The organism is Streptomyces rhizoryzae (genome assembly GCF_023155275.1).
Taxonomy (GTDB): domain Bacteria; phylum Actinomycetota; class Actinomycetes; order Streptomycetales; family Streptomycetaceae; genus Streptomyces; species Streptomyces rhizoryzae.
The window spans coordinates 191,750-216,266 of record NZ_JALMUV010000003.1 but is presented as its reverse complement, the minus strand read 5'-3'; the positions used below and the strand labels follow the sequence as shown (position 1 = coordinate 216,266).

The window sequence follows — 24,517 nt, the reverse complement described above, 5'->3', positions numbered from 1 at the left end:
GGCCGCGCGAGGGCCGTGCTCCACGCCCGCCGCCTGCCCGGTCAGTCGCGCTGGGCGCCGTGGGGAAGCGCGCGCAGCTTCATGCTCTTCGCGGTGTCCGCGCCGAACCCGTAGTCCAGGAGCTTCGCCGCGTCGGCGTACCGGTCGGCGCTGTTCAGCACGGTGCCGACGAGGGTCTTGTCGCCACGGGTGGCCGCGAAGACCAGGCAGTCGCCCGCCGGGGTGGTCGTCCCGGTCTTGATGCCGATCACGCCGTCGTACGAGCCGAGCAGCTGGTTGGTGTTGTTCCAGGTGTAGTAGCGGGTGCGGCCGTTGGCGGCGGGCGCCTCCCCCTTGTACTGCTTGGTCTTGACGATGGTGCGGAAGGTGTCGTTCTTCATGGCGTAGCGGGCCAGCTCCGCCAGTTCGGTGGGCGTGCTGGAGTCGGAGCCCCCGCCGTCGAAGGAGGTGAACTCCGTGTGCGGCAGGTGGAGTTCGTCGGCCTTCGTGTTCATCTTCGCGATGAACGACGTGGTGCGTTCGGTGGGGGTGGCGCCGGTGCCGAAGGTGTCGGCCAGGGCGTACGCGGCGTCCGCGCCGGAGGGCAGCAGGGTCGCGTACAGCAGCTGGCGGACGGTGACCTTGTCGCCGGTCTGGAGGTCGGCGGTGCTGGACCCGTGGGCGGTGACGTAGTCCCGGTACGCCTGCTGGACGGGGACCTGGCGCTCCAGGTCGACGTCCGCGGTGTCCAGCACCACGGACGCGGCCATGATCTTCGCCGTGCTGGCGATCGGGCGGACGGCGTCGGCGTCCTTGCCGAAGAGGGTCCGGCCGCTCGCGTCGTCCACCAGGGCGGCGCCCTTGGCGGCGACCACCGGCGCCGGCTGGGCGGGGGTCGCGGCCTGCACGGCCTGCGCGGTCAGCGGGGAGAGCGCGAGCAGCGCGCCGCCGGCGACGGCGACGGCGGCGCGCCTGGTCAGTGTTGAGGCAGTCAAGGAGAAACGCTCCGTGTGCGTGAGGACGTCCGTAAGGACATTGCCCTATACATCTAACGTCATGGACGGCGGTTCCCCGCCGCCGATGACGCGGACAACTCACCTTTGCCGCAGGCCCGCTGCCGCCGCGTCACGCACGGGCCCGCACCGGATCGCGGCCCGGGCGCGCGGGCGCTATCCGGCACCCGAGGTCTTCACGATGTTGCCGTGCTTGTCGATCGTGTGGCTGTTCCAGAACGTGTACCACTTGTCGTCGACGTGCCGGGGCTCCTTGCCCGCGGGGTAGCGGACGTAGCCGGCCGGCGGGTCCTGGTCCTTGGGGACGCACGCGCTGCCGCTGCTGCCCACCGCCTGGACCGGGTACGCGTCGTTGCCGCAGACGGCGTCGCGCACGGAGCAGCCGCTCAGCACCGCGGCCGCCGCGGCGCCGGCGGCGACCAGCACCGGCACCGTCCGCAGGCCCACGGGTCCGGCGGCCCGGGCGGTCGGCGCGTGGCGGCGTCCGGGACGGATGCGCATCAAGGGAAGCCTCCTTCAGGGCCGTTGGGCGCGGCGTCCCGCTGACGCCGCCCCTCTCCGGAAGCCTGCCCCGGGAGCGCCGATCTCTGCCTCCCCGGCCGCGTCCCGTCCGCCGCGGCACCGCGGGAGTCCGCGGGCGCGGGTACGCCGTTCGGGCGTGGCCGAATGGTGGGGCCGCCCCGGCGTCCCCGCAGGAGAGGGCCGCGGGCCGCACGGCGCTCAGGGGTCGCTCAGTAGTCCTTCAGCGTGAGGGAGTTGATGAATGCGTAGAAGTCCTGCATGTCCCTTTCGCCGAGGGCCTGGGCCGCCTCCGTCTCGTCCTGGCCGGCGGCAGCGGCCATGGCCTCCTCCCGGCGGGCCTTGTTGTCCAGGGCGAACTGCTGGGTACCCCGGACGTGCTCCCGCAGTTCCTCCTCGTAGGCGGCGAACGCCGCGCGGTGGTCGCCGTGCGCCGCCTTCAGCTCGCCGGCCAGGACGTAGGCGCCGATCAGCGCCAGGCTCGTGCCCTGGCCCGTCATGGGCGAACCGCAGTAGCCCGCATCGCCGAGCAGCACCACGCGCCCGCGCGACCACCCGTCCATCCGGATCTGGCTCATGGAGTCGAAGTGGAAGTCGGAGGCGTCCCACATGTACTTCAGCACGCGGGGGAATTCCCAGCCCGCGCCGGCGTAGCGCTCGGCCAGCAGGCGCTTCTGCGCGTCGGTGTCGCGGTAGTCGTACTCCAGCGGCTCTTCCTGCTGGAAGCCCAGGTAGACCCGGCACTCGCGGTTGTCCCGGGCGCTCATGATGATGCCGCCCAGGTCGCCGCTCTGGTGGTAGGTCTGCCAGTAGTCGAGGTTGAGGAAGTTGGGGGCGGTGAACAGTCCGATGTAGCTGCCGAGGTGGTGGAGGTATTCGGATTCCGGGCCGAAGGCGAGCTTGCGCACGGTGGAGTGGAGTCCGTCGGCGCCCACGACGAGATCGAACGTGCGGGGGGCGCTGCGTTCGAAGGTGACGTGCACCCCCTGGTCGTCCTGGGTGAGGGCGGTGATGGACTCGTTGAACAGGTAGTCCACCGTGCCGTCGATGGCCTGGTGGAGGAGGTGGCACAGGTCGTCGCGCATGACCTCGACGTCGGGGTTGTCGATCTGTCCGCCGGTGAACGTGTGCTCGGTGCTGCGGTACAGCTCCTGCCCGGATGCGTCGACCACCGACACCCCGCGGATGCCGGTGGCCAGTTCGCGGAGCGCGGACAGGATGCCCATGCGCTCGGCGACGTCCAGCGCCGGCCCCCGCACATCGATCGCCTGGCCACCGGGGCGCAGCCCGGGAGCCCGCTCCACCACGGTGACCTGGAACCCGTAGCGGCTCAGCCAGTAGGCCAGGGACGGGCCGGCGATACTGGCACCGGAGATCAGGACGTTCGCGTTCTTCATGTGGGGGTTCCTCCGCATCGGTGACACCTGCCGAGTTGGACGCGAAACGCCCGGACCGAGGTTCCCCGGATGCCTGAGGTGTCCCGGTCGGCCGGGCGGCCGGGACACCGTCGGAGGCGGGGGCCGCTCGGCAGCGCCGACCAGCGCGTCCACCGGCGACGCACCCGGCGCGCCGGCGGGCAACGGGCCGGATCCGCGGAGAAGTTGACCGGTGCGCCCCTCCGGCGTCAGCGCGCCACCGGCAGCGCCTCCGCCGGCCGGGCGTCCGTCGGCCGGGCGTCCGTCGGCAGCGCCTCCGCCGCGGCGCGTGCGACGGCTTCCCTGACCGCCTCCAGCGCCGCTGCCCGCTCCGCGTCGGCCAGGTGGGCCGGGCCGTAGGTGATCACGGGGGCGAGGACGTCGTAGCCGACGAATTCCAGCATGCCGCGGTGGATGGGGAACAGGAAGTCGTCCATCGAGCCGAGGGCCCCGCCGGGCCGGAACGACTCACCGGGCCCGCCGGTGGTGAACAGCAGCATCGCCCGCTTCCCGGCGAGCGCCGCGTCCCCGAAGAGGCCGTAGTCCCCGCCGAAGACGCCGCCCATCACGAAGACCCGGTCCACCCACCCCTTGAGGATGGCGGGCACCGAGAACCACCACAGCGGGAACGACAGGACGAGCAGGTCGGCGGCGAGCAGCCGGGCGAGGTGGTCCTGGACGACCGCGTCGAGCGTCCCGTCCCCGACCGCGCGCCGCTGTTCGGCCTGCGGCTTGAAGTGGCCTTCCACCGGACCGAATTCGGCACGGTCGAGGACCGGGGCCCAGCCCTCGGAGTAGAGGTCGATGACGTCGACCCGGTAGCCGGCGTCGCGCAGCGCCTGGGCCGCGGTGGTCATCTGTGCGGTGCTGAACGACTGGGGCTCGGGGTGGGCGTGAACGATCAGGGCGGTGGGAACAGCATCGAAGGTCGACATGGCCCAATCGTATCGACGTATTGCGATGTGTCAATCAGATGGTGGTGCCGATCGCCCGCGCCACCTGAGCCAGCCGCTCCGCGTCGCGGCGGTAGTGGGTCCACTTGCCGACCCGGGTGGAACGCACCAGGCCCGCCCGTTCGAGCGTGCTCATGTAGCTGGAGACGGTGGACTGCGCGAGCCCCGACTTGGCCTGGATGTGGGTGACGCACACCCCGACCGACCGGCGGTCCGCGATCGGCTCGTAGTCGCCGAAGTGCCGGTCGGGCTCCCTCAGCCACTGCATGATCTGCAAACGGGCCGGATTGCCAAGGGCCTTGAACACCTCGACCAGATCGTCCGCCCCGGACTCCGCCGCCGTCACCATGAGCCACCTTCCTCGCCGTACGACACTCCTCCCACCACGGTATCCCGATACGGACCGCGGCCGGACGGCGAGCCGGGAGGGCGGGCCGGACAGCCGCCCCCGGCCCCGCCCCCGGACGCCCCGGCGCCCCGCTCAGATCCCGTCCACCTCCGCCACCGTGAACGGCTGCGGCGTCCCGGACCCCATCGGACCCCCCTTGTCGAACTGGGAGCGGACCACGAGCAGCCGCCCGCCGCTGTGCACCATCGTGGTCGGGATCTGGAGGGCCGGGTCGGTAAGGGCGCGCTCCTTGCGGGCGGACCGGCCGTCGTCGCCGACCGCCCACCGACTGAGGGTGTTGGTGACGTTGTGGACCACCCAGAGGGTGCCGCCCCGCATCTCCAGGCCGTCCCCGTGCTCCATGTCCCCGCCGTGCAGGGCGACTTGCCGCAGCGCGCCGGATGCCAGGTCGACGCGGTAGAGGGTGCCTGCCGTCATGTCGACGGTGAGCAGGTAGCGGCCGGCGGGGTCGGCCGCGATGCCGTTGAGCGTGACGCCGCCGGCCGGGACCGGCGGCAGGACGCGGGTCAGGTCGTAGGCCGTGGTCAGCTCGCCCCGTCCGCCGTGCGCGGCCGCCCGGGCCAGTCGGGCCGGTGTGACGCGGTAGAGGACGCCGCGGTAGCTGTCGGTCAGGTACGCGCTGCCGTCGGGGGTGATCGCCAGGTCGTTCACGAACGAGGAGGCGCCCTTCGGCACGTCGAAACGGGCGATCAGCCTGCGGTCGCGCAGGTCGTAGACGGCGACGCCGGCCGTCGAGTCGATGACCCACAACCGTCCGGCGCGGTCGACCTTCAGGCCGTTGGCGGTGGTGCGCCCGTCGGCGCCGGACGGCAGGAAGATCCGCGCGGCGCGCTGCCCGGGCGTCGCCTTGTAGACGGCACCGGTCGCGTACGAACCGATGTAGAGGTCGCCGGTGCGCGGGTCGGCGGCGATGCCCTCCGGGTAGACGCCCTCGCCGGGCAGGTCGTAGGCGGTCCGCACCGGAGCCCGGAGGTCGTGCCGGGCGGGCTGTCCGGCCGAGGAGGCGTCCAGGGGCCGGGCGCCGGCGGTGGCGGTCGGCGGTACGACGGCGGCCACCAGGGCCAGGGCGGCCGAAGCCAGCGTGCGACGCGTGAGTGCTTGGGACATGGGCGGGTCCTCCCCCGTTGCGAGCGCCCGCGGACGACCCGCCAGGCGCTTGGATGCACACGAACATAGATTAGACATCTAACCTTCGTCAATAAACTAACCCTCATATGGATCCACATTGCTGGTCGAGGTCTTCTCTGCTATACGGCCGATACGATGCGGGGATGACGTCCATGCCCGTGTCCGAGCGCCTCGGATCCTCCCTCAAGCGCGCCGAGCAGGCCCTCAACGGCGCCAAGAACGCGGCGCTGAAGCCGGCCGGCCTGACGGTTCCGCAGTACGCGGCCCTGCTGCACAGCGCCGAGCGCCCCGGTATCTCGGCCGCGGCGCTGGCCCGGGCGTGCGGGGTGACGCCCCCCACCATGAACACGGTGCTCAAGAACCTCCAGGAGCGCGGCCTCATCCAGCGCACCCCGCACGAATGGCACCGGAACGTCCTGGAGATCCGCCTGACCGACGAGGGCCGCGCCGTGATGGAGAACGCCGACGCCCGGGCCGTACGGGTGGAACGCGCACTGGCCGCCGAGTTCACCGACGAGGAACGGGCAACCCTGGTCGGCCTGCTCGACCGGTGCATCACACTGCTGGATTCCGTGCGGTCGGGCTGACCGGCAACCCACCGAGCGGAAGGCCGGGCGCTGCCGGGGCCACCCGCGGGCCCGGCGACGCCCGGTCCCGGAGCGGCGGAGCCGAGGATCGGTCGCTTCCGTGCGCGCCGTTCGAACGGGGAGGCGGGGGCTCGCCGCGCCCGCGGCGCGAAGCCGGCGGGGTCGCCCCGGGCGGACCGACGACCTCGGGGCGCCGGTCAGCGGCCGCCGACACCGCCGCGACCGGTACGGCCGGCACCGGCGGCCGCGGGCGGCGGAAGCGGGCGGCGATTTCGCGCTCTTGCGGCGCTTTCCACAGACCCGTCACGGTATGGGGCTCCACACCGGACAGCACACCGCAGGGGGACCGTTGGCCGGCACCACCTCATCCGCACCCCGCCCCGGGGACCTGACCCCATCGCTCCGCCGCTGCAAAGCTCTCGCCTATCTCACCTGGGCACGACTCCTCCAGCACACCATCGCCGGCGAGCACCGGCGCAAGGGCCACGTCGCCCGTCGCAACCGCGCCATCTCCGCCGCCCACGACCACGGCATCCACAAGACCACCCTCGCCCGCACCCTCCACCTCAGCGAAGCGACCATCGGCCAAGCCATCAAGGGACACCCGACGAACGATTGACCGGCGGCCGGCCGCGCGCCCGGCCGGGACGGCGGGAAGGCCGCCGTCCCGGCCGGGGCGGGCAGGGGGACACCCCTCAGGCGAGGGCGACCAGGTCGCGGTAGTCCTCGCTCCACAGGTCCTCGTCGGCGTCCGGCAGGAGCAGGACGCGGTCGGGGCGCAGGGCATCGAGGGCGCCCTCGTCGTGGGTGACCATCACCATCGCGCCGGGGTACGCGCCGACCGCGGCCAGTACCTCGTCGCGGGACGCCGGGTCGAGGTTGTTGGTCGGCTCGTCCAGCAGCAGGACGTTGGCGCCGGAGTGGACCAGGCCGGCCAGGGCCAGGCGGGTCTTCTCGCCACCGGACAGGACCTCCGCCCGTTTGTCCGCGTCGTCGCCGGAGAACAGGAACGCGCCCAGCACCCGCCGCACTTCGCCGTCGGTCAGGTGCGGCGCGGCATCGGCCAGGTTCTGCCGGACCGTGCGGCCGGGCGCGAGGGTGTCGTGTTCCTGGGCGAAGTAGCCCAGGCGCAGCCCCTGACCGTGCACCACCCGCCCGGCGTCGGGCCGTTCGGCACCGGCGAGGAGTCGCAGCAGGGTGGTCTTGCCCGTACCGTTGAGTCCGAGGATCACCAGGCGGCTGCCGCGCTCGACGGCCAGGTCCACGCCGTTCAGGACCCGGTGGTCACCGTAGGACTTGGCCAGGCTGACCGCTCCGAGCGGCATGCGGCCGCACGGTGCCGGTTCGGGCAGCCGGATCTTCGCGGTCTTCTCGGTGCGCCGGGCCGGTTCGAGTTCGGCCAGCATCCGGTCGGCCCGCCGGGCCATGCTCTTGGCCATGACCGCGGTGGCGGAGCGGGCCTTCATCTTGTCCGCCTGGGCGTGCAGGGCGGCGGCCTTGCGTTCGGCGTTGGCCCGCTCCCGCTCGCGGCGCCGCCGGTCCGCCTCCCGCTGGGCCAGGTACGTGGCCCAGCCGGTGTTGTGGATGTCGATCGTCGCCCGGGTGGGGTCCAGGTGGAAGACCCGGTTGGCGACGGCCGCGAGCAGGGACGTGTCGTGGCTGATCACCATCAGGCCGCCCTGGTGGTTGAGGAGGAACGTGCGCAGCCAGGCGAGCGAGTCGACGTCCAGGTGGTTGGTCGGCTCGTCGAGCAGCAGGGTGCCGTCGTGCCCGGAGAACAGGATGCGGGCGAGTTCCACCCGGCGCTTCTGTCCGCCGGACAGGGCGCCGACGGGCTCGCCCAGCACCCGCCGGGGCAGGCCCAGTCCGTCGGCGACGCGGGCCGCCTCGGCCTCGGCCGCGTAGCCGCCACCTGCCTGGAACGCGGTCTCCGCGCGGGCGTAGGCGTCCATCGCCCGCTGGAGCGCCGCCGGCCCGGCCGCGGCGGCCATCGCCGCCTCGGCCCGGCGCAGGGTGCGCAGGGCGCTGTCCAGGCCGCGGGCGGACAGGATCCGGTCCAGGGCGGTCGCGGAGGGGTCGGCGGCCCGGGAGTCCTGGGCCAGGAATCCGACCGGGCCGCTCCGGGTGATCGCGCCGGCGGCGGGCCGCGCCTGTCCGGCCAGGGCCGTGAGGAGGGTGGTCTTGCCCGCGCCGTTGCGGCCGACCAGGCCGATGCGGTCGCCGGGGGACACGGTGAAGGAGATGCCGGAGAGCAGCAGGCGGGCGCCCGCACGCAGCTCGGCACCACGAACGGTAATCATGAAGTAACGCTCCGAGAAAGCAAAAGGACACACTTCTGGCGTGGAAGCGGGTCCTCAGCTAGGAAACTCGGGGCGTAGACATGCCGACAACGGTAACCGATGCCGGGGGTGGGGTGTCGAGGCGCGGCATGTTCCCCCATGGCCGGGGCGGCTGGACGGTGGTGTCCGTCGGGGGCCGCTTCGGCGGCCTGTCGCTGCGGCAGGGTGCCTGGCACGGGTGCCTGGCGGCCCGTTCGCACCTGGTCGAGACCGGCAGCGCTGGTTCACCCAGCCGCGCTTGCCGCCGCCCGGCGGCGCGTCAACCAGTCTTCGTCGTCAGGGGTTTCGCGGGCAGCCGCGGCCTGTCCGACTCCCTGCCCTACGCAACCGATCCGGATGCGTCCCCTGCCAGGCACCCTCTATCCTCGGTACCGCCGCACCCGCCACCCCGGAGGCATTCGATGACCGGCTCGAACACGCCTGACCAGCCCGTCCCGCAGACTGACGCGGCCGCACCCTTGAGGGAAGGGCTGGCCCAACGGCTCGGTGCCCGGGCCTCGGTGTCGGCCGTCTTCGGTGAACCCGTCACCGGCGACGGCATCACGGTCATTCCGGTCGCCGAGATCGGCTTCGGGTTCGCCGGGGGCGTGGACCCCGGAACCGGAGCCGCCCCCACCGGCGGAGCAGGGGGCGGCGGCGCCCGGCCCCGCGGCTACATCGAGATCAAGGACGGCACCGCCACCTACAAACCCCTCCGGGCCCCGTGGACGAACGTCGCCGTACCGCTCGCCGCCCTCCTGGCAGGAACCGTCGTCCCCCTGCTCGTGCGCCGCCTCGCCCAGCGCCGAGCGACTCGGTAATCCGGTACACCCGGCTGCGGCGTCACCGTCAGGTGAGAGAAGGAGAATGCGCGGGATGCCCGTGGTGAAAGACGTCGAGGCCCGCGGTATGCAGCACTGCGAGACGACGGCGCTGGGCGTGCTGCTGCGGCACGAGGGACTCGACGTGTCCGAGCCCATGCTGTTCGGGCTGGGGTCCGGGCTGTCCTTCCTGTACTGGGACAGCAAAAGCATGGACTTTCCCTTCCTGGGAGGCCGGGTCAAGCCGTTCGAGCTCACCAGGAACCTGGCCGCCACGCTCGGGCTCGATCTCTCGGTCCAGGAGACCGCTTCCCCACGCAAGGCGTGGCAGAACGTCGCAGCACCCCTCGACGCCGGCCGGCCGGTCGCCCTCCAACTCGACAGCTACCACCTGGAGTACTTCAGCACCAAGGTGCACTTCGGCGGCCACGTCGTGGCCATGTACGGCTACGACGAACAGGACGCCTACCTGGTGGACACCGACCAGCAGGGCGGCGCCGTCACCACCAGTCGGGCCAGCCTGGCCAGGGCCAGGGCCGAGCGCGGCCCCATGACCGCCAGGCACCGCTCGTTCACCGTCACCGTGCCCCGTGGCATGAGGCCGCCGCAGGAGCGGATCGTCCCCGCGATCACGTCCTGCGCCGACGCCTTCTTGCGCCCGCCCATCGCGAACCTGGGCCACCGGGGTATCGAGAAGACCGCCACGCAGGTGCCGAAGTGGCTGCGGCGCAGCGGCAATCCGCGGGAGGACCTGCCACGGGCCGCCGCCCTCATGGAGCGGGCCGGCACCGGCGGCGCCCTGTTCCGCAATCTCTACCGGGACTTCCTCGCCGAGTGCGCCGAGCTGATCGGCGGCAGCCACCTGCGCACCGGCCACCGCCTGTACACCGAGGCCGCCACCCTCTGGACGCAGGTGGCCGCCCTCATCGCGGCGGCAGGGGAATCCGGCGACGCGGAGAACCTCGCACGGGCCGGCTCCCTCCTCCAGGAGCTCTCGCGCATCGAACACGAGGCGATGCAGGCACTCAGCCTGCTCTAGCCCGGGTCCTTCGGGGACGTGCCGTCCAGGGCGCGGCCCAGGAAGGACAGCAGCACCGCCAGGATGCCGCCGCAGACGATGGCGGAGTCGGCGAGGTTGAACACCGCGAAGTGCTCGACGGAGATGAAGTCGACGACGTGGCCGCGGAAGACGCCGGGCGACCGGAAGAGCCGGTCGGTGAGGTTGCCGAGCGCGCCGCCCAGCAGCAGGCCGAGCGCGAGGGCCCACGGGAGGCTGCGGAGCTTGCGCGCCACCCGCACGATGACCACGACGACCGCGACCGCGATGGCCGTGAAGACGGCGGTGAACGCCTCGCCCATGCTGAAGGCGGCACCCGAGTTGCGGATCACCTGGAACGTCAGCGTCCGGCCCAGGATGCCGACGGGCTCCCGGCCTTCCAACCGGGAGACGACCAGAAGTTTGCTGCCGAGGTCCAGCCCGTAGGCGAGGACCGCCGCCGCGAGCAGTGCCACCAGGCGGCGCTGCTTCGGCGTGCGCCGTCCGTCGGCCGGCGCCGCTGTCGTTGCCGCTTCCTCGGGCTGGTCCTGGGTGACCTTGTCGGTAGTGATGATCCGCTCCGCTGGTGCCGTAACGTCGCCCTGACAGGAGGACGTTACGGCACCGCACGGCGCGGCTGTGCCGAAACGTTCCCACCCGGTGCGGTGGGTCCGCGGGTGCCGTGCGCCCGCGGCTCGGCGGGCGCACTTGACCGGCCGGTGCCGGCGGCGACACGTGCGCGAGGCCACCGAGCGGGCGGCCGCGGCCCAGCGGGCAGCCGCACGCGCCGACGTGGCCCGCGCGGTCTCCCCCGGGCGGGTCACCTGACGGGCCGCGCCACGCCCTCCCCGTACGTGTCCGGGATCACAACGCGGGGCGCCGGGCGGGAGGAATGCCGCGGCGGGCGGAACGGTTGGCGCGTACACACATCCGGTGCGCACGCACCGCCCCCTGGTACCCACGAGGAGCCCCCCGTGTCCGTCGCCGCGTCCGCCGCCTCCCGCGCGGCCGAGATCCTTTCCCGGCCCGTCGAGCTGAACGGCCTGACCGTCCCGAACCGCATCGTGATGGCGCCCATGACCCGGATGTTCTCCCCGGGCGGCGTGCCCGGGGACGACGTGCGGTCGTACTACGCCCGGCGCGCCGGCGCGGGCGTGGGCCTGATCGTCACCGAGGGGACCTACGTCGGCCACGACTCGGCCGGGCAGCACGACCGGGTGCCGCGGTTCCACGGCGCGGAGCAGCTGGCGGGGTGGGCGAAGGTCGCCGAGGCCGTGCACGCGGCGGGCGGCACGATCGTGCCGCAGCTGTGGCACATCGGCATGGTCCGCAAGCAGGGCGAACCGCCCTTCCCCGACGCCCCGGCCGTCGGCCCGTCCGGCATCCGCGTGGACGGCACCGAGGGCACCGGCAAGGCGATGACCCGGCGCGACCTGGACGACGTCATCGCCGCCTTCGCCACTGCCGCCGCGGACGCCGAACGCATCGGCTTCGACGGCGTCGAACTGCACGGCGCGCACGGCTACCTCATCGACCAGTTCCTGTGGGCGGGGACGAACCGGCGCACCGACGCCTACGGGGGCGATCCCGTGGCCCGCACCACGTTCGCGGCCGAGATCGTGGCCGCGGTCCGCGCTGCCGTCTCCCCCGGCTTCCCGGTGATCTTCCGCTACTCGCAGTGGAAGCAGGAGGTCTACGACGCCAGGCTCGCCGAGACCCCGGACGAACTGGCGGCGATCCTGACCCCGCTCGCCGAGGCCGGCGTCGACGCCTTCCACGCCTCCACCCGGCGCTACTGGCTCCCGGAGTTCGACGACTCGGACCTCAACCTCGCGGGCTGGACGAAGAAGCTCACCGGCAAGCCCGCCATCACCGTCGGCTCGGTCGGCCTCGACGGGGACTTCCTCAGCGCGTTCAAGGGCGAGGGGTCCCCGGTCCGGAGCATCGACAACCTCCTCGACCGCCTGGAGCGCGACGAGTTCGACCTGGTCGCCGTCGGCCGGGCCCTGCTCCAGGACCCGGAGTGGGCGGCGAAGGTCCTGGGGGGCCGCTTCGACGAGCTCAAGCCGTACGACGCGGCGGCGCTGAGGACGCTGAGCTAGCACCCGGCGCCGACGGCGCAGCCTGTGCCGACGGCGGAGCCCGTGCCGCGGGGGGGGGGGGGGACCCACGCCCCCTGCGGCACGCTCCGCCGGGCGCCCGGCCGCCGGCCCCTCGGCAACCCCAACCCGCCCCCTACCGGCGCGCGTTGCCCCTGCGCTCCTCGCACCCCCGCCGCCAGTCCGCCGCGTACCACCCCGGGTGCTTCCGCTCGGCCATCCCGTCGCACGCGGTCAGGGCGTAGGCGCGGACGACCAGACGGGGTACGTGGTCGGCCGGCAGGCACCACCGGCTCTGCGGCTGCGCGCCGCAACCGGCCTGCCTGTGCCGCTCCCGCCAGGCCGTCTGCTCCTGCACGCGGCGCCGCCGCTCCTCGGCGGCGATCTCGGCACGCGCCTTCGGGTAGTACGACGCGGCCCATGCCCGCCCCTCTTCCCTGGCCTGCGCCCGGCGCTCGTCGTGCACCCCGGCCACCACCGCGGCCGCCACCCCCAGCAGGAGTACGCCCGCCCCGGCCTTCTTGGACATCCCCCGTCTTCCCTTCATGGGCGCCACCCTGCCACAGCGCCTGGCCGGGCGTGCCCGAGGGGTGCAGGAGGGACACATGAGGGGTGCTTGCTGTCCGGATCCCGGACAACGTGGCTGCCATGCACCGGAGTTGAAGGCTACGGAACGGTCGGGGCCGGCGGGTTCCATCGCTGGGTGCGGCGCGCCGCGGAGACCCCGAAGTCCTTCTTCAGCTCTTCGGGGATCGCGTAGTGCATCACGCGTCCGCGGGTGAGGGAGGAGATTTCGAAGAGGGTGGTGAGGTGGCCGAGGCGGTCCAGCGCCCAGGCACCCAGCGGTGAGCGGTCCTCGACGGTTTCCAGCACGCCGAGCAGGTGCGGTACGGCCTTGACGACGCTGTCCCAGGAGGTCCGGGGCACCTGGAGCCAGTCGGCGCAGGTGTCGCCGACGAGGTAACGGATGAGTGCGGAGACGATCGGGTCGAAGAAGGTGCCCGGTACGACCTCCTCGTAGAGGTCGATGAGCTGCCGCGTCAGGTGCGCGCCTTCCGCCGAGGGGCCCATGTACCGGATCAGGTACCCGTCCAGGAAGCGGCGGGCCTCCTCCAGGGACCGGGGCACCGCGTCCTGGTTGACGCCGAGCATGGCGCCGACCACGCGCCAGGCGTAGTAGTACGCTTCCGCGCCCTCCGCCGACATGTGGATGCCGAGGCGGTGCAGGCTGTCCAGGACCAGCAGGGAGAAGAACATCTGCCCGCCGATCATGTCCTCCTGGCAGATCGGCGTGCCGAAGGCCGCGGTGTCCCACCGGTCCTCGCGGGTGAGGTGGTGCCGGACGGCGGCGTGCAGGAGCCGGACCTTCTGGGCGGCGGGGACGAAGCGGCCGCCGGCCTCGAAGGCGTCCGGCTGCATCAGGTAGACCGTGAACTGGCCGGTCTCCGCCATCCGTTTGGACGGGTAGTTCAGTCCGTGCGTGGTCGACAGCAGCTTCGCGACATGGGGCACGACGTAGCAGGCGGGCATGGCGGCGAACGACAGGGCCGTGGAGATGTGCACGTTGTTGTCGAGGAAGAACAGGCGGGCCTTCTCCATCTCCGCCCAGTCCACCCAGGCGGGCGGGGCGGCGGTGGCCTCCAGGTAGTCGCGGGCCACGTCGGGCAGTCCGTCCGGAAGCGGCGCGCCTGCGGTGGAGACGTAGCGCATCAGGGTGTTGAACGTGCCCACCTCCCCGCGGTCGAAGAGCGCGGCGACGGTGGCATCGGCCAGTTCGTCCCCGGCCTGGCGCAGGGGCTCGTGCCGCCCCGCGGAGGTGGCGTGCGGGTGGGCGTCCGTCGAGGGGTCGGTGTGCGTCATGGAGGCTCCGTGGTGGGGAGGTTGCGGGCTCGCGGGGGCGGGCGTCGCGGGTCGGGTGGCCGGTGCACGGCCCGTCATGCCTGGCGGAGGGCCGCCGCCTGCGCCAACGCGGTCAGGGCCGCGGCGGCGTGCGCGGGCACGTCCAGTGCGTGCAGGGCGGTCAGGGCTTCCTCCACCCGGGCCGCGATCATGGCCTCGATACGGTCGGGGGCCCGCAGCCGCCGCATCACCTCGCGGACCGCGTCCAGCCCGTCCGGTGTGCGCCGGCCCAGCAGCTCTCGAAGGCGCTCCCGGTCCTCCTCGCCCGCCATCCGCCACGTCTCCGCCCACAGGGCCGTGGGCCGGCGGCCGCGTACGTCGTCGGCGGTGTCCTTGCCGGTGCGGGCCGGATCGCCGAACAGGCCGAGCAGGTCGTCCCGCAGCTGGAACGCCTCGCCCAGCGGCAGCCCGTACGCCGAGTAGCCCGCGCGCAGCCGCTCACCGGCGCCCGCCAGGGCGCCGCCGATCAACAGGGGCTGTTCCACAGTGTACTTGGCGGTCTTGTACCGGATCACCTTCAGCGACTCCGCGGTGTCCGGAGCGCCTCCGGTACGGAGGATCTCCAGGCACTCCCCCGCGATCAGCTCCCGTGCCATCACCGACCACAGCGGGCGCGCCCGGCCCAGATACCCGCCGGGCAGACCGCTGGTGACGAACAGCTGCCCGGCCAGTGCCATCAGCAGGTCCCCCACCAGCATCGCCAGCGACCTGGCGGAGGCCGCGGCGCGCGGGCGGCGGCGCACGGCTCCGCGCAGGGCGAGCTGGGCGGTGGGCCGGCCGTGCCGCAGGGGGCTGTCGTCGATGAGGTCGTCGTGCACGACCGCGGCGGCGTGGACCAGTTCGAGCGCGGCCGCCGCCCGGAGCAGCGCGTCGCTGTCCGGCTGCCGGGCCGCGCGCCAGCCCCAGTAGCAGAACGCCGCCCGCAGCCGCTTGCCGTCCGCGACCGCCGCTTCCAGCTGTTCGGCGACCGGGCCCAGTGCCGGGTCGATCGCCGCGAACTCCTCGGCCTCCCGTGTGACGAACGCGGACAGCACCGCGTCGACGCGGGTCTTGAACGCGGCCGGGTCCCAGCGCTCAGACGTCATCGGCGGCCTGCCGGGAGCGCGCGTGCCTGGCGAGAACCTCCAGGTGGGCAGGGGGTACCGCGGTGTACCGGTCCAGTGCCAGGCGGCCGCGGGCCCGCAGGTCCTGTTCGGCCTCCGCGGCCAGTTCCGCGGCATCGGCCCGGCGCAGCAGCTGGCGCACCGTCCCCACCGCCGAACCCAGCGTGCTCACCGCCAGATCGGCCAACCCGGCCACCAGCAGCACGGCCTGCTCGTCCACGCCGCCACGGCGCCCCGCATCTCGGGTCATTCCCGTCGCCCCCCACGCCCACTCCCACGGCACCGGCCGGCCAGACACCGGTCACCGGCTCCCCCCTCCCAGGATCCCGCCCCACCAAGCAGGAAGCAGAGCGAACTCACCGTCGAGCGACCCTTCGCCCAGACGTACGAGCCGCGGCTGCCCCCGCTCCACCGGAACGCGGACGGCGGGCAGCGGGCAGCGGGCAGCGGGCAGCGGGCAGCGGCCAGCACGTACGCCTGGACGAGGAGACGCAGGAGTCAGAGGAGGCGCAGGAGCCGGAGGAGCCGGAGGAGACGGAGGAGCCGGAGGAGGCGGACGGCACCCGGGCGGGGAAGACGCCCCGACGATGACGCGTCAGCGGGGGCGATCGGCCGTCTGCGCGGTCAGAAGGCGCCCATGTCGAGGGAGAGCCAGTTCTCCGGCCGCATGTGGAACAGGACGTGCTCACCCAGGTGGGTCCGGTCGTACTCGACGAAGCCGGCGACCTTGTCCTCCGGGAGGTACCGGGCGGCGATCTCCCGGGAACGCTCCGGGCTGTCCGGCTCCGTCCTGGTCACCGGGCCCTCGACCGATACGTAGCGCACCGTCGGATCGGTGCGCTGCACCATCATGGTGAACCGTCCGGCGGAGCGGATCGCCCGCGCCTTCCGGGAATCGGGCCCCGTCCGCACCCACAGCTCGCCGCCCGGGGTGTAGTGGTACCAGATGGGGACCGTCAGCGGTGCGCGGTCCGGTCGTTCGACCACCGACAGGGCACCGACGTGGGGTTCGGCCAGGAACAGCTCTCGTTCTCGCTTCGACAGTGACATGAGCGGGACTCTAGTGGCCCTGGCATACCGGTTGGCGGACGTCTTCCCGGCCCGCGCGGCCAGCAGCCGGCCCGATGCCGGAAGCCCCCGCCCGGCCGACCGGCCTTGCGCCGCAACTCGCCGCCCTCGTCGACTTGTTCGCCGTTCCGGTCCGGCACTACCGTGCCGCGGTGGACCATTTCCCCCGCTCCTGGACGGCGTTGCGCACGGCGGTCGGAGCAGGGCGCACGGGGCGCTCTCGCCGGGCGGCTCCCGCTCCTCCTCGGCTGACACGGGCCGGGACGGCGGCCGGAGGAGGTGGGGGCGCGGTGGCAGGGGCCGGTATCCCGGGGGCCCCGACCACCCACGCCCCCACCCCCTCACGACTCCGCGACGGCCTTCAGGGGGCTCAGGGCGGCGGCGCGGTGGGCCGGGAGGGCGGCCGCCAGGGCGCCGATGGCCGGTGAGACCAGGCAGAGGAGCAGCAGCGTGCCCCAGGGCGGCACCATGGTGTACTGGGCGATCGCGCCGTTGGCCAGCGCCCCGACCTCCCAGGCACCGAACAGCCCGCCGGCCAGGCCGAGCAGCGTGCCGAACGCGGCCACCGTCACCGCCTCCAGGCGGACCATGCGCCGGACGCCGGACCGGTCCATGCCGAGGGCGCGCAGTACGCCGATCTCCCGTGTGCGTTCGGAGACCGACATGGCCAGGGTGTTGGCGATGCCGAGCGCGGCGATCACGGCGCCGAGGGCGAACAGCCCGTACATCAGCGTCAGCAGGTTGCCCAGGGTGCCGGCGGCCTCGTGGACGAGTGCCTGGCGGTCCTGCACCGTCAGCAGCGGGTTGCGGCCCACGGCGGTGCGGAGTCGGGCCTCGGTGACGGGCGAGGCCGTGCCGCTGACGGTGCGGACGAGGACGCGCTGGACGGAGCCGGGTGCGTAGGCGTGGCGCTGGACCTCCGTACGGGCGCCCAGCGCGTCGTGGGCGACGGGGTTGTCCTGGTAGACGCCCACGACGGTGTACTGCCGGAGGGCCTGGTCGCTGCCCATCCGGGCGGCGAGGCGGCTGCCGGTGCGCAGGCCCTGTTCGCGGGCGAGGGTGCGGGAGACGGCGATCCGGCCCGGTCCGAGGCCGGTCGCGGAGCCGCTGACGAAGTCGAGCGTGATGACGTCGTTCACCGTGGCGGCATCGACGCCGGAGATCTGCCGGACGTGGCCGCCGGCGACGAGGGTGGAGTCCGCGACGGCGGTCGCGGTGCGGACGCCCGGGGTGCCGGCCACCGCGCGGACGGCGGCCGGGTCGACACCGGTCGTGGGGGTGCGGGTGCTGATCACGTAGTCGGCGCCGAGACCGGCCGCCGCCTGGCGGTCGAGGGCCTGCCCGGTGGAGTTGCCGAGGACCGCGAGCCCGGCGACCAGGGCCGTGCTGATCATCAGGGCCGAGGCGGTGGCCGCGGTGCGCCGCGGGTCGCGCAGCGCGTTCTGGCCGGCGAGCCGGCCGGTGATCCCGAAGCGGTCGGTCAGGCGCCCGGTCAGCCGGATCACCGGGGCGGCGAGCAGCGGCGCCAGCACGAGCAGGGCGAGGACGAGGATGCCGCAACCGGCCATCGCACGCTGGAGGTTGGCGACCGACGCGTCCTTGACGCCGGTGAGCGAGACCAGCAGGCCGGCGCCGAGGACGAGCAGGACCAGCCCCGCCGCGCCGCGGATCCGGGTCCGGGTGGCGGACGGCGGCTGCTCGGCCGCGCGCAGGGCCTCCAGGGGCGCGACCTTCGCCGCCCGGCGGGACGGCAGCCACGCCGCGAGCACGGTGACGCCCACCCCCACGCCGAGCGCCGCCAGGACCGGGCGCGGGCCGATGACCAGGGGGCCGCGCGGCAGCGGGTCCGCGGCGGTGCTCAGGACGTCGGGCAGGACGGCGGCGATGCCGAGGCCGAGCACGAAGCCGGCCGCCGAGGCGGCGAGGCCGACCAGCAGCGCCTCCAGCAGGACGGAGTTGACGACCTGGCGGCGTCCCGCGCCGATCGCCCGCAGCAGCGCGATCTCCCGGGTCCGCCGGGTCACCAGCATGGTGAAGGTGTTGACGATGAGGAACGAGCCGATGAACAGTGAGACCCCGGCGAAGATCAGCGGCAGTTTCGCGTAGCCGCGGGTCAGGGTGTCCACCAGCACGGTCTGCTGGGCGGCCTGCGCGGCGCCGGTGACGGCCTCGGCCCGGCCGGCCGGGAGGACGGTGGCGACCCGGTCGGCGAGCGCCGAGGGGTCGGTGCCGGGCGCGGCGGCCAGGTCGATGCCGGTGTAGTGGCCCGGGGACGCGAACAGCTTCTGGGCGGTCGCCCTGTCGAACAGCGCCAGGGTGCCGCCGGCGGTCACCCGGGGGTCCTGGGTGGTGACGATGCCGACGAGCCGTTTGGTCATGACCGGGCCGTCGGTGGCCAGCGTGACGAGGTCGCCGATGCGGAAGCCGCCGGCGGTGGCGGTGCCGCTGTCCACGGCGAGTTCGGTGCCGTTCCGCGGGGCGCGGCCCTCGGCCAGCGGGTAGCGGGGGTCCTTGGCGTCCTTGCCGGGTACGTAGGCGGCGGCCAGGTTCGCCCACGCCTGGCCGGCCCGTAGCGGGGTGCCGTCCGCCGCGTTCAGGGTGGCCGAGCCGTCGGCCGACGGGCGGACGGCGGTGACGCCGGGCACCGCGGCCAGTCTCCGGGCGAGCGCGTCGTCGAGGGCGGGTGCGGACCGGTCGGCGGCGGCCCCCGGCGGGGGGTCCTCGGGGAGGACGGTGACCGCGGTGTCCGCGTAGTTCTTGGAGGCGGCGGCGCGGTAGGCCGCGGCGGAGGAGTCGGTGAAGACCAGGGTGCCGCTGACGAACGCGACCCCCAGGCAGACCGCGAGAACGGTCAGCAGCAGGCGGGCCTTGTGCGCCAGGACGTTGCGCAGGGCAGTTCTGAGCATGGGGACCTTTCGGGTTCGGGAAGGGGCGGGAGGACGCGGTGGCCGGGGTGGGCGGGGTGTTCGGGGAGCGGTGGGGAGGGGCGGGCGGCCGGACCGGCTGCGGTTCAGCGGTGTCCGCCGCCGCGGGACTCGAAGCGGAGCATCCGGGCCAGGACCGCGTCGGCGGCCGGCTCGTGCAGTTCGTCCACGACGCGGCCGTCGGCGAGGAACACCACCCGGTCGGCGTGGGCGGCGGCCACCGGGTCGTGGGTGACCATCACCACCGTCTGGCCCAGCTCGCGTACCGAGTCGCGCAGGAAGCCGAGGACCTCGGCGCCGGTCCGTGAGTCGAGGTTGCCGGTCGGCTCGTCGGCGAAGACGATCTCCGGGCGGGAGAGCAGGGCACGGGCCACCGCGACCCGCTGCTGCTGCCCGCCGGACAGCTCCGCGGGCCGGTGGCCGAGCCGGTCGGCCAGGCCGACGGTGCCGGTCACCGCCGCCAGCCAGGCCGCCTCCGGCTTCCGCCCGGCGAGCCGCAGCGGCAGCACGATGTTCTCCGCGGCGGTGAGGGTCGGCAGCAGGTTGAAGCCCTGGAACACGAACCCGACCTTGTCGCGCCGCAGCCGGGTCAGGGCACGCTCGTTCAGGGACGCCAGCTCGACGCCGCCGATCCGCACCGAACCCGAGGTCACCGGGTCCAGCCCGGCCATGCAGTGCATCAGGGTGGACTTGCCGGACCCGGAGGGGCCCATCACGGCGGTGAACCGGCCGCGGGCGAACTCGACGGTCACCTCGTCGAGGGCGGTGACCTGGTGGTCCCCCGTTCCGTACACCTTGGTCAGGCCGGCCGCCCGGGCGGCCGGTTCGGCACCGGAGGCACCAGCGACGCCGGTGGCACCGGGCAGGCGGGAGGAGCGGGAGGAGCGGAGGGACGGGGACGGCTGCGGCGCGGGCGGGGTGGGCGGCATGGGTACTCCAGGTCAGGCGGCCGGCCCCGGCGAGGAGCCGGGGGCCGGGAGGACCCCTCCATCGTCACCGCCCTGACCTGCGTACATGTCAGCCTGAGGGCCTGAGTTGAGCTCTTCCCAAAGGCAGTGCCGCCACCGTCCGCCTCTCTCCGAAGGCAGAGCCCGGCCGGCCGGGCCCCGGCCGGCAGGAAGCGGCCGGCGGCACGACCGGACCCCGCGGGAAGGCCGGCTCACCGGCGGCAGACTCAGGAGGCCAGGCCGGTCCGGTGGGCGAGGAGCGCCGCCTGGACGCGGCTCGCCGAACCGGTCTTGTCCAGGACCGCGCGCACATGGGTCTTCACCGTGCCGATCCCGATGCCGAGCCGTTCGGCGATCCGCTGGTTGGACAGTCCCTCGCCGAGCATCGCCAGGACCTCCCGTTCCCGGGTGGTGAGCCGGGCGATCCGCTCGTCCGTGCGCGCGGGGCCGCCGGCGGCCGGCTCGCCGCCGCTCAGCATGCGGCCGATCACCGTCCCGGTGACGCCCGGTGAGAGCACGGCGTCGCCGGCGGCGGCCGCGCGCACCGCGCTGATCAGCTCCTGCGGCCCCTCGTCCTTCAGGAGGAAGCCCGCGGCGCCTTCCCGCAGCGCCCGGATGACGTTGGCCTCGTCGCCGAACGTCGTCAGCATCACCACGCGCGGGGCGGGATCGAGGGCGAGCAGCGGGGCGATCGCGGCCAGGCCGTCGCACACCGGCATCCGGATGTCCACCAGGGCGACGTCGGGGCGGTGGGCGGCGGCCAGTTCGACGGCCTGGCGGCCGTCCGCGGCCTCGGCCACCACCTCGATGCCGTCGGCGTGCCGGAGGATCAGGCGGACACCGTGCCGGATCATCGCTTCGTCGTCGGCGAGCAGGACCCGGATCGGCGGGGCGGGTGCGGTCACGGTGTCTCCCAGGGTGCGGCGTCCCGGACCGACGGGACGGTGAAGCGGTCGATGGTGATCAGGCGCTGCGCGGCGTCGAAGCAGTAGCGGGTGATGGTGAGGCTGCCGGGGCGGCTCTCGGTGCCGCCGTTGAACGGGTACAGGCACCCGGCCGCACCGGCGGGCCGCGGCGGTTCGTGGCCGGTGGCCGCGGCCCGTACCGCCGCGTTGTCCAGGACGCCGGTCGCCGCCACCTCCTGGTAGGTCATGCCGAGGTGCGGGAGCGGTGGCGGTCCGGCTTCCTGGTGCGGCCGGGTCGCGTAGACGAAGGCGGTCCCCAGGACCATCAGGACGCACAGCGCCACCAGTCCGAAGGCGAGCGGCAGGGCCTCGACGGCCCGGCGCCCGCGCAGAGCCGGCTCCGCCCCGCCGGGCGGGGTCTCCCAGGCGGCCGGCACGTCGCCGCCCGCGGTGCCGAACGCGGCCGGCGGGCCGGCGGGCGGCTTCGGTGCGCGGGCCTCACCGGGCTCGGCCGGCACCTCCGCGACCACCTGGAAGCCACCGGTCGGCAGCCCGCCCGCCTCGAACGTCCCGCCGAGCAGCTCCACCCGCTCCCGCAGGCCGGTCAGACCGCGGCCGCTGCCCGGTCCCGCCGCGGAGTCCCACGCCGCAGCGGGACCGGAAGGACCGCGGGAGGCCGCCGGGCCGCCGGCGGCCGACGGTTCGCCCGCGGGAGCCCGTTCCGCAGCCTCCGCAGCCCCCGGACCGTGTCCCTGCCCGGGCCCCGGCCCGGACCCGGGCCCCTGGAACGGGCGTTGCCGACCCCCGGCCCCCGCCGGAGCCGTCCCCGCCCCCGGCGGTGCGCCGTTCCGCACGGTGACCCGCACCCGGTCCTCGTCGTGCCCGATGCGGACCGTGACGTGCGCCGCTGCCGCGTACCGGTGCACATTGGTCAGGGCCTCCCGGACCACCCGGTGCACGGCGCGGCGGACGCCCGCCGGGCGGGTGTCGAGGTCCGGGCCGGTCCATTCCAGTCGGACCGCGATCCCTCCGTCGCGGGACTGCGCGACCAGCGCCTCGATGTCGGCGCGGGTGCCGGTGGCGTCCGTGAGCGCGTCCGGGCCGGTGTCGCGGCCGAGCGGTCCGAGCACCCCGAGCGCCTGCCGCAGTTCGCGCATCGCGTCGCGGGTGGCCCGCCGGACCAGGACCGCCTCCTCGCGCAGTTCGGGGGCGGCTCGCTCCAGCGCCAGTTCCAGTCCGCCCGAGTGCAGGGAGATGAGGCTGAGCCGGTGGCCCACCAGGTCGTGCATCTCCGCGGCGATGCGGGACCGCTCGTGGATGCGCGCCTCGCTGTCGGCGAACCGGCGGGCCCGTTCCGCGGCGGCACCGCGCTCGCGCAGCGCCCGCACCAGGCGGCCCTGCTGTCCGTTCGCGGTGCCGACCAGGCCGGGGACGATCACGGCGGTCGGCGCGAGGGCCAGGCCCAGCGCCAGCCCGTAGGGCACGGAACCGGGCCCGAGCCAGGGCGCGGCCGCCGCCGCGGACGCCAGGACGAGCGCACCGGCCGCAAGGAGCAGCCGCATCAGGCGGCGGGTCCGCACCGTGCGGCGGGCCACCGTGTACGCGGTCACGGCCGTGATCGGCCCGACGCCCGGCGCGAGGCCCGTCAGCACCGCCAGCGCCAGGAGCACCGCCTCGGGGAGCCGGCGGCGCAGGGGGAACAGCGCCGCGCCGACGAGCAGTGCCAGGAGCTGGAACGCCGGGTGCGGCAGGCGCCCCAGGCGCATGACCGCCAGGAACACCCCCACGGCCGCCAGGCCCGCCGCGGCCGTCTCCACCGCCGTGCGCCCGGCCCTCCCCCACCACGTATCCGCGGGCGGACGGTACCGGCCCGAGCGGCGGCCACGGAGGGGACGAGGGAAGAAGCTGACGCGCGACACAGGGCCCAGTATCGGCGCCCGGGCGCCGCCGGGCCGTGCGCCCCACGGGGGATCCGGCCCTCTGCCGAAAGGCAGAGGCGCCCGCCGGGAGCCCCGGCGTGTCCCGGGCACGGTCATCGAGGCGGGGTGGGCGCCGCCCGGTGAAAGCCGGCCGTCCGGGCGCGGGCGGACCTCTGCGCTCGCGTCCCATCGGCGTGCAGCTCAGCGGCAGAGCACCGGGCTTGCTTCCCGGAGGGCGCAGGGGCGGCAGCCTGCCACGCCAGGCTCATCCCCGCGGCACAGGGCCGAGTGATCGCCCGGCCTGCGCAGCCTCCTCGGCTGGAGCGCCGGCCCGCACCGGCTCGCCCGGCCCCCGCACGCGAACTGCCCCTCCACGTCCCCGCCTTGATGCCCCACACACCCGGTTGACAGGCATCCGTCCCCTTGACGGGATCGTGCCCGGCGTCGCAGTGCACCCGGCAAGGAGGCCGCCGAGGGCATGGAGGCGCCGGGCCCACGGGACCCTTCCTTGGCCACCTCTCACGAACGCCTGGCGGCGTTCGGCAGCCAACTGATCGAAGTACACCTCTGGCTCCGCGAGGAGCCGGCAGAGAAGCGGATCGTCGCGGCGCTCAACGCGCTGAACGTACCGGAGTGGAGGGACACGCCACCGGCGTTCCTCCGCACCGACGACGCGGCAGGCTGAGCGCCCCGGACATCCGCCCCGGCCGGCGCGGCACGGACGGCATGCGCCGCGTTCCGCGCCGGTGGCCGATCCGTCAGCCCGCCCCGTCCAGCGCCTGGCCGAGCAGGACCTCCGCCGCGGCCCGGGCATGCCGGCCGTAGTCCGCCTGGTTCAGGACCATGGCGCGGCTGGCCACCCCGTCCGCGAGGGTCACCACCTGCTCGGCGAGGGCGGCGGGCCGGGGGCACCCCAGCTCCTCCAGCAGTTCGGTGACCAGCCGGACCATCCGCAGCTTCTGCTCGCGCGCGTAGCGGTGGATCGGGCTCTCCGGATCCGGGAACTCCGCCGCCGCGTCGATGAACGGACACCCGCGCACCGACGCGGTGCCCGGCGCGCCGGCGGCGGGCGGGTCGAACAGCCCGAGGATCCGCTCCCGCGGGCCGAGGTCCTCGCGGGTCAGCACGCCCTCCAGCGTGTCACCGGACGACGCGAGCGCCTGAAGGTGCGCCAGCACCAGGTCGCCCTTCGTCCGGAAGTGGGCGTAGAGCGTGCGCTTGGAGACCGGCGCCGCCTCGGCGATCTGCTCCATACCGGTCGCGTTGATCCCCTGGTGCGCGAACAGCCGGGCAGCCGCGGCCAGGATGCGTTCCCGCGCCGCCCCCTGCCCGCGGCCCCGCGCTCGCTCCGGCGTCGTCCGAGATACCGCATCCATGAGGCGAGTATACGCCCGCGTTTACTTCCGGCGGGGCGGTCGGCTACAGTCGAGGGAAGTAAACGATCCCGTTTACTTCTCCCGTTTACTTCCCTCGCC

General features: G+C 74.2%; 24 protein-coding genes and 1 tRNA gene. 7 read left to right on the top strand and 18 right to left on the bottom strand.

The window, feature by feature from the left end; all coding sequences use genetic code 11:
- Positions 1-41: 41 nt before the first annotated feature.
- The 6 genes from MUU72_RS04390 to MUU72_RS04365 form a co-directional block, all read right to left on the bottom strand.
- Positions 42-974, bottom strand: coding sequence for a D-alanyl-D-alanine carboxypeptidase family protein (locus MUU72_RS04390; protein WP_248011762.1), 933 nt, complete (start codon positions 972-974; stop codon positions 42-44).
- A 174-nt stretch (positions 975-1,148) separates the two neighbouring features.
- A complete protein-coding gene (locus MUU72_RS04385) occupies positions 1,149-1,493 on the bottom strand; it encodes an SCO0607 family lipoprotein (RefSeq protein WP_248011761.1) in 345 nt (114 codons plus the stop codon).
- A 230-nt stretch (positions 1,494-1,723) separates the two neighbouring features.
- Positions 1,724-2,908 carry an FAD-dependent monooxygenase gene (locus MUU72_RS04380; protein ID WP_248011760.1) on the bottom strand — a complete coding sequence of 395 codons (1,185 nt, stop codon included), beginning with the start codon at positions 2,906-2,908 and terminating at the stop codon, positions 1,724-1,726.
- Positions 2,909-3,135: 227 nt separating this feature from the next.
- Positions 3,136-3,861, bottom strand: a complete 726-nt coding sequence (locus MUU72_RS04375) for an NAD(P)H-dependent oxidoreductase (RefSeq protein ID WP_248011759.1) — start codon at positions 3,859-3,861, stop codon at positions 3,136-3,138.
- A 34-nt stretch (positions 3,862-3,895) separates the two neighbouring features.
- On the bottom strand, positions 3,896-4,228 hold the full coding sequence (locus MUU72_RS04370) for an ArsR/SmtB family transcription factor (RefSeq protein ID WP_248011758.1): 333 nt from the start codon (positions 4,226-4,228) through the stop codon (positions 3,896-3,898).
- A 132-nt stretch (positions 4,229-4,360) separates the two neighbouring features.
- The gene (locus tag MUU72_RS04365; protein ID WP_248011757.1) at positions 4,361-5,395 is read right to left on the bottom strand and encodes an SMP-30/gluconolactonase/LRE family protein; all 1,035 of its coding nucleotides are present in this window, start codon (positions 5,393-5,395) and stop codon (positions 4,361-4,363) included.
- Between the two features lie 164 nt (positions 5,396-5,559).
- Between MUU72_RS04365 and MUU72_RS04360 the strand changes: the two genes are divergently transcribed.
- The gene (locus MUU72_RS04360) at positions 5,560-6,003 is read left to right on the top strand and encodes a MarR family winged helix-turn-helix transcriptional regulator (protein WP_248011756.1); all 444 of its coding nucleotides are present in this window, start codon (positions 5,560-5,562) and stop codon (positions 6,001-6,003) included.
- 349 nt (positions 6,004-6,352) lie between these two features.
- Positions 6,353-6,622, top strand: coding sequence for a hypothetical protein (locus tag MUU72_RS04355; protein WP_248011755.1), 270 nt, complete (start codon positions 6,353-6,355; stop codon positions 6,620-6,622).
- A gap of 76 nt (positions 6,623-6,698) precedes the next feature.
- Here the strand turns inward: MUU72_RS04355 and MUU72_RS04350 are convergent, their stop codons facing one another.
- Positions 6,699-8,303, bottom strand: coding sequence for an ABC-F family ATP-binding cassette domain-containing protein (locus MUU72_RS04350; RefSeq protein ID WP_248011754.1), 1,605 nt, complete (start codon positions 8,301-8,303; stop codon positions 6,699-6,701).
- Positions 8,304-8,743: 440 nt separating this feature from the next.
- Here MUU72_RS04350 and MUU72_RS04345 point away from each other — a divergent pair, with 440 nt between their 5' ends.
- Together MUU72_RS04345 and MUU72_RS04340 are read left to right on the top strand one after the other, a co-directional pair.
- Complete coding sequence (locus MUU72_RS04345; RefSeq protein WP_248011753.1) at positions 8,744-9,142, top strand: spore germination protein GerW family protein; 399 nt, start codon at positions 8,744-8,746, stop codon at positions 9,140-9,142.
- A gap of 55 nt (positions 9,143-9,197) precedes the next feature.
- On the top strand, positions 9,198-10,181 hold the full coding sequence (locus MUU72_RS04340; protein WP_248011752.1) for a BtrH N-terminal domain-containing protein: 984 nt from the start codon (positions 9,198-9,200) through the stop codon (positions 10,179-10,181).
- Here the strand turns inward: MUU72_RS04340 and lspA are convergent.
- Complete coding sequence (gene lspA, locus MUU72_RS04335) at positions 10,178-10,753, bottom strand: signal peptidase II (RefSeq protein ID WP_372502985.1); 576 nt, start codon at positions 10,751-10,753, stop codon at positions 10,178-10,180. The two genes, MUU72_RS04340 and lspA, sit on opposite strands and share 4 nt — an antisense overlap.
- 399 nt (positions 10,754-11,152) lie before the next feature.
- On the opposite strand from lspA, the gene MUU72_RS04330 reads away from it, so the two are divergent.
- On the top strand, positions 11,153-12,280 hold the full coding sequence (locus tag MUU72_RS04330; protein WP_248011751.1) for an NADH:flavin oxidoreductase: 1,128 nt from the start codon (positions 11,153-11,155) through the stop codon (positions 12,278-12,280).
- Between the two features lie 133 nt (positions 12,281-12,413).
- Here the strand turns inward: MUU72_RS04330 and MUU72_RS04325 are convergent, their stop codons facing one another.
- From MUU72_RS04325 to MUU72_RS04285, 9 genes are all read right to left on the bottom strand, one after another.
- Positions 12,414-12,824, bottom strand: a complete 411-nt coding sequence (locus tag MUU72_RS04325) for a hypothetical protein (protein WP_248011750.1) — start codon at positions 12,822-12,824, stop codon at positions 12,414-12,416.
- Between the two features lie 119 nt (positions 12,825-12,943).
- Positions 12,944-14,137: an oxygenase MpaB family protein gene (locus tag MUU72_RS04320; protein ID WP_248011749.1), complete on the bottom strand. Its 1,194-nt coding sequence runs from the start codon at positions 14,135-14,137 to the stop codon at positions 12,944-12,946.
- Between the two features lie 74 nt (positions 14,138-14,211).
- Positions 14,212-15,261, bottom strand: a complete 1,050-nt coding sequence (locus MUU72_RS04315) for a polyprenyl synthetase family protein (RefSeq protein ID WP_248011748.1) — start codon at positions 15,259-15,261, stop codon at positions 14,212-14,214.
- On the bottom strand, positions 15,251-15,529 hold the full coding sequence (locus tag MUU72_RS04310; protein ID WP_248011747.1) for a polyprenyl synthetase: 279 nt from the start codon (positions 15,527-15,529) through the stop codon (positions 15,251-15,253). The genes MUU72_RS04315 and MUU72_RS04310 overlap by 11 nt, the downstream gene beginning before the upstream one ends.
- 374 nt (positions 15,530-15,903) lie before the next feature.
- Positions 15,904-16,329, bottom strand: coding sequence for a pyridoxamine 5'-phosphate oxidase family protein (locus tag MUU72_RS04305; protein WP_248011746.1), 426 nt, complete (start codon positions 16,327-16,329; stop codon positions 15,904-15,906).
- A gap of 359 nt (positions 16,330-16,688) precedes the next feature.
- Entirely contained in the window at positions 16,689-19,253 is a 2,565-nt protein-coding gene (locus MUU72_RS04300; protein ID WP_248011745.1) for an ABC transporter permease, read from the bottom strand.
- Positions 19,254-19,357: 104 nt separating this feature from the next.
- Positions 19,358-20,200 (bottom strand): ABC transporter ATP-binding protein, encoded by an 843-nt coding sequence (locus MUU72_RS04295; RefSeq protein WP_248011744.1) that lies wholly within the window; start codon positions 20,198-20,200, stop codon positions 19,358-19,360.
- A 245-nt stretch (positions 20,201-20,445) separates the two neighbouring features.
- Positions 20,446-21,123: a response regulator gene (locus MUU72_RS04290; protein WP_308403773.1), complete on the bottom strand. Its 678-nt coding sequence runs from the start codon at positions 21,121-21,123 to the stop codon at positions 20,446-20,448.
- Positions 21,120-22,889: a sensor histidine kinase gene (locus MUU72_RS04285; RefSeq protein WP_248011861.1), complete on the bottom strand. Its 1,770-nt coding sequence runs from the start codon at positions 22,887-22,889 to the stop codon at positions 21,120-21,122. Before MUU72_RS04285 ends, MUU72_RS04290 begins: the two co-directional genes overlap by 4 nt.
- Before the next feature lie 343 nt (positions 22,890-23,232).
- Between MUU72_RS04285 and MUU72_RS04280 the strand changes: the two genes are divergently transcribed.
- Both MUU72_RS04280 and MUU72_RS04275 read left to right on the top strand, forming a co-directional pair.
- Positions 23,233-23,305: transfer RNA gene (locus MUU72_RS04280), tRNA-Ala, on the top strand.
- Between the two features lie 245 nt (positions 23,306-23,550).
- The gene (locus MUU72_RS04275; protein WP_248011743.1) at positions 23,551-23,727 is read left to right on the top strand and encodes a hypothetical protein; all 177 of its coding nucleotides are present in this window, start codon (positions 23,551-23,553) and stop codon (positions 23,725-23,727) included.
- Positions 23,728-23,800: 73 nt separating this feature from the next.
- Here the strand turns inward: MUU72_RS04275 and MUU72_RS04270 are convergent, their stop codons facing one another.
- Positions 23,801-24,418 (bottom strand): TetR/AcrR family transcriptional regulator, encoded by a 618-nt coding sequence (locus MUU72_RS04270; protein WP_248011742.1) that lies wholly within the window; start codon positions 24,416-24,418, stop codon positions 23,801-23,803.
- Positions 24,419-24,517: the final 99 nt, after the last annotated feature.